Here is a 6,428-nt window from a genome sequence, read left to right as displayed (position 1 = left end):
CTATACCTGGCCGAAGTTCGTCTGCGCGCTGCCGCGGGAGTTCTTCGCCGCGGTGCGCGCCGAACTCGACGCCCGCGGACTGGCGCCCTCGCCGCAGACCCGGGACATGAACCCGGTCTACACCGGCAAGGACGTGACGTTCATCGACACCAAGCAGGCCAACCGGGCCGCCGAGAACACGGTGCTGGACGCCGAAAAGTACGCGGTCTTCGCCGGGATTTTGGCCGGTGCGGACTACCCGCAGGCGGCGCTGGCCAAGGCGTGGGCGCAGTTAGCCTACGGCGCCCACCACGACGCGATCACCGGGTCGGAATCCGACCAGGTTTACCTGGATCTGTTGACCGGCTGGCGCGACGCGTGGGAGCTGGGCCGGGTGACCCGCGACAACGCGTTGGCCCTGCTGTCCGGCGCAGTGCCCGGCGACCTGGTGGTGTGGAACCCGCTCGCGCACGACCGCACCGACGTGGTGACCGCCCGGCTCGGCATCCCACTCGGCGCCGGAGTGCGGGTGCGAGATTGCGACGGCGCCGAGCTGCCTGCGCTCGTCGAGCACGACGGAGCCTCGGTCAGCTTTCTGGCCCGCGACGTGCCGTCGCTGGGCTGGCGGGCCTATCGGATCGCCGGCGCCGACGAACCGGCCGGCTGGGAACCGATGCCCGGGACCGCGATCGCCAACGCGCACTACCGGCTGGTCGTCGATCCGGCCCGCGGCGGCGGGGTGTCGTCGCTGCGCCATAACGGCCGTGAGCTGATCGCTGCCGGCGAGGTGGGCAACGAGCTGGCCGTCTACCGGGAGTACCCGGCCCACCCGAGCGGTGGCGAAGGCCCGTGGCACTTGCTGCCCAGCGGGCCGGTCGTTTGCTCGTCGACCGTCGGCGCCGACGTCGCGGCCTACCGCTGCTCGCTGGGGCAGCGCCTGGTGGTGCGCGGCCGGATCGGCACGCTGCTGCGCTACACCCAGAGCCTGACGCTGTGGCAGGGCGTCGAACGGGTGGACTGCGCCACCACGATCGACGAGTTCACCGGGGAAGACCGGCTGGTGCGGCTGCGCTGGCCATGTCCGATACCCGGGGCGATGCCGGTCAGCGAGGTCGGCGACGCCGTCGTCGGGCGCGGTTTCGCGTTGCTGCACGACCCGGCCACCGGGCAATCGGTGGACACCGGCCGCTATCCGTGGACGCTGGACAACCCGGCCTACGGCTGGTTCGGGCTGTCGGCGACCGTTCGGGTCCGTGCCGGCGATGCGGTCGCGGCGGTAGCGGTGGCCGAGGTGGTGGGGCCGTCGGAGACGCTCTCCGGCGTGCTGGCGCGGGACCTGATGGTCGCGCTGGTGCGGGCCGGGGTCACCGCAACCTGCAGCAGCGCCGACAAGCCCCGCTACGGCCACCTGGGCGTCGACTCCAACCTGCCGGACACCCGCATCGCGTTGGGCGGACCTGCCGACAACGCCTTCACCAAGGCGGTGCTTGCCGCCGCTGGCCCCGCATACCGCAGTGAGCTGGAGCGCCAGCTTGCCGCGACGGGGCGGGCCCGGATATGGGTGCCGGCGGCAGGCCCGCTGGCGTCGGCCTGGGTGCCCGGTGCCGACCTGCGTGACCCGCGGGCGCTGCCGGTGCTGGTGATCGCCGGCCGCGACGACACCGACCTCGCGCCGGCCATCGCGGCGGTGGCCGATGACCTCGCCGACGCCGAGATCATCGTCAGCCAGCAGGCACCGACGGGGCTGCACCCGTACGAGTCGCGCACGGTTGCGCTGCTCAACCGCGGGGTGCCCAGCTTCGCCGTCGATACCGACGGCACCTTGCACACCGCGCTGATGCGGTCCTGCACCGGCTGGCCGTCGGGCACCTGGATCGACGAGCCGCGCCGCACCGCGCCGGACGGGTCGAGCTTTCAGCTTCAGCATTGGACCCACACCTTCGACTACGCGCTGGTCGCCGGCGCCGGGGACTGGCGGAAAGCCGGAATCCCGGCGCGCAGCGCCGAGTTCTCGCACCCGTTGCTTGCGGTCGTCGGGCGAGGTGAGGGGCTGCCGGCGGTCGGCGCGCTGCTGCGGGTCGGCCCCGCGGTGCAGCTGGGCGCGCTCAAGCCGGCCGGCAACCCGTTGGCCCGCGGCAGCGGCCAACCCGTCGATCCGCATGCGGTGGCGATCCGGCTGGTCGAACCGCACGGCGCCGACACCGCCGTCGTCGTGCGCGCGCCGCTGGGCACGGTGTCCGAGCTTCACCCGGCCGATCTGCTTGAGCAGCCGACCGCGCAACCACCCCTGACCGCGCTGCACGGCTACCAGATCGCCACCGTGCTGGCCCGGCTCGACATGCCCGCGGTGGTGCCCGGCACGGCCGACGCGCTGGCCCCCGAGGCCGAGACCGCCCAGCCGCTGTACGCCCGGTACTGGCTGCACAACCGCGGCCCGGCCCCGCTCGGCGGGCTACCGGCGGTCGCCCACCTGCATCCGCAGCGGGTGACCGTGCCCGCCGGCGGCGAGGTGCGGCTGCGGCTCACCGCGGCCGGCGACGCCACCGATACGGCGCTGGCCGGCCGGGTCGTGCTGGTGTGTCCGCGCGGCTGGTCGGCCGCTCCCGCCGAGCTGCCGTTCACGCTGGCGCCCGGGCAGTGGGCCGACGCCGACGTGGTGGTGCGGGTGCCCGAGCACGCCGACCCGGGGCGCCACCCGGTGCGCGCACAGCTGCGCCTCACCGGCGACGTGCCGGCCGCCTGGCGGCAGGTGGTCGAAGACGTGTGCACGGTGTCGGTCGGCTCGGCCGACGACGGCCCGCTGGCATATCTGGCCGACGGGCCGGCCGAGGTCGAGGTTGTCGCCGGCGACTCGGCGCGGCTGACGGTGACGGTCGGCAGCGGCGCCGGGGCCGAACTGGCGCTGGAGGCCCACCTGATCAGCCCGTGGGGAACCTGGGAGTGGATCGGTCCGGCCGCGCAGGGCGCGGTGCTGCCGGCGCGCGGCACCGTGGAGCTCGGCTTCGACGTTGCGCCGCCGCGCTGGGTGCAGCCGGGCCGGTGGTGGGCGCTGGTCCGGGTCGGCTGCGCGGGCAGCCTGCTTTATTCGCCGGCGGTGACGGTGACGGTCCGATGATCGGCGACATCATCCCCGACACCGTTGCCGCCACCGTGGCCGGTGCGCCGGTTCTGGTCGCGGAGGTCGACGCGCGCGAGGCGTTGCTGCGGGACGGTCCGGCGGCGGCGCTACCGGCGCCCGGCACCAGCGAAGGACGCCAGCTTCGGCGCTGGCTGACGCAACTGATCGTGACCGAGTGGGTGATCACCACCGAGGCCGAGGCGCTCGGGGTGACCGCCGGGGAGGCGCCGGCCGAAGAAAACCTGCTGCCCGACGCGACGGCGCGACTCGAGCTCGGCAGTGTGGCCGCCGCAGCCCCGCCGTTGGAGCAGGTGCGGCCGGTGATCGCCGAACATCTGCGGGCCGCTGCGCGGCGTCGGGCGTTCCGGGTCTGGCTCGACGCGCGCCGAGCCGAGCAGGTGCGGCTGGCGCCCGGCTACGAACATCCCGGTGACCCCCGTCAACCCGACAACACCCACCGGCACTGAAGCCGCGCGCTTGGGTATCGTCAGCGGCGGCGGGCGGGCAGGGGAGGAACACATGCGCACCCTGTCGCTGGACATCGGCGGCACCAAGATCGCCGCCGGGCTGGTCGATCCGGGAGGCACGCTCGTGCACGCGGTAACGCGGCCCACCCCGCATGACTGTGGTGCCGAGCAGGTGTGGGCTGTCGTCGAGGGGTTGATCGCCGAGACGCTCGACGTTGCCGGCGGCGCAGTCGACGCGGTCGGCATCGCCGCGGCCGGCCCGATCGACGTTGCGTCGGGCACGGTGAGCCCCATCAACATCGCGGCCTGGCACAGCTTCCCGCTGCGCGACCGGGTGGCCGCCGCGGTGCCCGGCGTGCCGGTGCGACTCGGCGGCGACGGGTTGTGCATGGCCCTGGGCGAGCACTGGGGCGGCGCCGGGCGGGGCAGCCGTTTTCTGCTCGGCATCGTGGTGTCCACGGGTGTGGGCGGGGGGCTGGTACTGGACGACGCCTCCTATCCGGGGCGCACCGGCAACGCCGGGCATGTCGGACACGTGGTCGTCGAGTTGGATGGCGCACCGTGTGTCTGCGGCGGCCGCGGCTGCGTCGAGACCGTCGCGTCCGGCCCGTCGATGACGCGGTGGGCGCGGGCCAACGGCTGGGCGGGGGCCGATGCCACAGAGCTGGCGCAGGCGGCCTCCGCCGGCGACCCGGTCGCCGTGCGGGCCTTCGGTCGCGGCGCTGCCGCGCTGGCCGCGATGATCGCCTCGGTGGCGGCGGTGTGCGACCTTGATGTCGCGGTCATCGGCGGGGGAGTCGCCAAGTCCGGTCGGGTGCTCTTCGACCCGCTGCGCACGGCGCTGACCTCCTACGCCGGCCTGGATTTCCTCCGCGGGCTGCGCGTCGTGCCCGCCGAGTTGGGCGGCAATGCCGGTCTGGTCGGGGCGGCCGCGCTGGTCTCGTGAGTCACTAATCAAAGTACAAACACATTGTGCCCAGCTCCGAGCGATTTTGCGGAGGTGTCGTACCGCCGTGCGACGGTCCGGCGATGAAGAACTCGCGACTTCTGCGTGGAATCGAGCTTCGCTACGTCCTCACGATGCATTTGTTCCTGCACGGTCCCGCGACGATCACCGACCTGTTCGCGGCGCTCGACCACCACGGGTTCGGCGTGGTTAGCCCGTCGCCGAAATCGGTGTCGGACGCGCTGCGCTGGGAACGACGCCGGGGAAGAGTGCGTCGTCTCGCGCGCGGTCGTTATGGCCCTGGCCGAATGCCGCGCGGCACGGAATATCGGATCCACCGGCGGGTGCCGGCGTTGCGCGCAGAAGCCGCGCAATCGCTCGGAGGCGGGCACGATCGGCACCGCTTCGGTGAGCGACTTGAGTGACAGCTCCGATCACGACCGGCGCCTTTTTGGCTGATCGGGACCGCCACGCTATTGTGGGAGCCGACCCACCGAAGACCGTCGGTCACCGAGCAATCGGTCGAAGGACCGGGAACATCCCGGCGGCCCACGCAGGAGGACGAGGGCCGCTTGTCACGCCCCGACCGCATCCTGCGTCGGGGCGTTGCGCATTCCCGGGGCCGAGAACTTTCCCGAGGAGGCATGAATGGGCAGGGCTGACAAGGCCGCCGCCGTTGCCGACATCGCCGAGCAGTTCAAGACCTCGACTGCGACCGTGATCACCGAATACCGCGGCCTGACCGTGGGCAACCTGGCCGAGCTGCGCCGCTCGCTGGCCGGGTCGGCCACCTACACCGTCGCCAAGAACACGCTGATCAAGCGGGCCGCGTCGGAGGCGGGCATCGAAGGTCTCGACGAGTTGTTCGTCGGCCCGACCGCGATCGCGTTCGTCACCGGTGAGGCGGTCGACGCGGCCAAGGCCATCAAGACCTTCGCCAAGGAGCACAAAGCGCTGGTGATCAAGGGCGGCTACATGGATGGCCACCCGCTCAGCGTGGCTCAGGTCGAGCACATCGCCGACCTGGAATCCCGCGAGGTGCTGCTGGCCAAGCTGGCCGGCGCGATGAAGGCCAACCTCGCCAAGGCGGCCGGATTGTTCGCCGCGCCGGCATCGCACATGGCCCGCCTCGCCGCGGCGCTGCAGGAGAAAAGAGCCTCGGCGGCCCCGGCTGCCGAGGCCAACGAGGCCAACGAGGCTGACGAGGCCGACCAGGCCGCCGAGTAACCCCTACCACCACGGAAGGACATCCACCATGGCCAAGCTCTCCACCGACGAGCTGCTCGACGCCTTCAAGGAACTGACCTTGCTGGAGCTCTCCGAGTTCGTCAAGAAGTTCGAGGAAACCTTCGAGGTCACCGCCGCCGCCCCGGTCGCCGTCGCGGCCGCTGCGCCGGGAGCCGCCCCCACGGCCGCGGAGCCTGTCGAGGAGCAGTCCGAGTTCGACGTCATCCTGGAAGCCGCCGGTGACAAGAAGATCGGCGTCATCAAGGTCGTGCGCGAGATCGTTTCGGGCCTGGGCCTCAAGGAAGCCAAGGACCTCGTCGACAGCGCGCCCAAGCCGTTGCTCGAGAAGGTCGCCAAGGAGGCCGCCGAGGAGGCCAAGGCCAAGCTCGAAGCCGCCGGCGCCACCGTCACCGTCAAGTAGTCACTTAGTCGACCGGGGCGTCGGGGGTTGCCGAACATCAGCGGGCGCCGACGCAGCGTTTCCCCTCGGCTTCCCCGGCATGGTCGATGCGGGTACGGTACAGTGACTCATGCCACAAGCCCCGCTTGCCGGTGCCGTGGAGCTACGTCGTCGTCGGGAGGATACGGATGGGTACGGCTATCCACGTGGAGGGACTGACCAAGTCCTTCGGATCTTCGCGGATTTGGGAAGACGTCACGTTGGACATCCCGGCCGGTGAGGTCAGCGTGC

6 protein-coding genes and 1 pseudogene are annotated in these 6,428 nt (G+C 72.0%); all 7 read left to right on the top strand.

What is annotated here, in order from left to right:
- On the top strand, nt 1-3,094 hold a 3,094-nt coding region (locus F6Q13_RS15945; protein ID WP_293058572.1), incomplete at its 5' end, for an NEW3 domain-containing protein.
- The gene (locus F6Q13_RS15940; RefSeq protein ID WP_293058570.1) at nt 3,091-3,564 is read left to right on the top strand and encodes a malonyl CoA-ACP transacylase; all 474 of its coding nucleotides are present in this window, start codon (nt 3,091-3,093) and stop codon (nt 3,562-3,564) included. The genes F6Q13_RS15945 and F6Q13_RS15940, both read left to right, overlap by 4 nt.
- Before the next feature lie 52 nt (nt 3,565-3,616).
- Nucleotides 3,617-4,510 carry an ROK family protein gene (locus F6Q13_RS15935; protein WP_293058581.1) on the top strand — a complete coding sequence of 298 codons (894 nt, stop codon included), beginning with the start codon at nt 3,617-3,619 and terminating at the stop codon, nt 4,508-4,510.
- Between the two features lie 83 nt (nt 4,511-4,593).
- Nucleotides 4,594-4,935 carry a hypothetical protein gene (locus F6Q13_RS15930; protein WP_293058568.1) on the top strand — a complete coding sequence of 114 codons (342 nt, stop codon included), beginning with the start codon at nt 4,594-4,596 and terminating at the stop codon, nt 4,933-4,935.
- A 223-nt stretch (nt 4,936-5,158) separates the two neighbouring features.
- A complete protein-coding gene (gene rplJ, locus F6Q13_RS15925; RefSeq protein ID WP_293058566.1) occupies nt 5,159-5,737 on the top strand; it encodes a 50S ribosomal protein L10 in 579 nt (192 codons plus the stop codon).
- 28 nt (nt 5,738-5,765) lie between these two features.
- The gene (gene rplL / locus F6Q13_RS15920) at nt 5,766-6,158 is read left to right on the top strand and encodes a 50S ribosomal protein L7/L12 (protein WP_293058564.1); all 393 of its coding nucleotides are present in this window, start codon (nt 5,766-5,768) and stop codon (nt 6,156-6,158) included.
- Nucleotides 6,159-6,325: 167 nt separating this feature from the next.
- Nucleotides 6,326-6,428: pseudogene (locus tag F6Q13_RS15915) on the top strand (ABC transporter ATP-binding protein); the annotation flags it as partial.

Source organism: Mycobacterium sp., from assembly GCF_008709575.1.
Lineage (GTDB): Bacteria > Actinomycetota > Actinomycetes > Mycobacteriales > Mycobacteriaceae > Mycobacterium.
The sequence above is the reverse complement of the archived record's forward strand: the minus strand, read 5'-3'. Positions and strand labels throughout refer to the sequence as shown.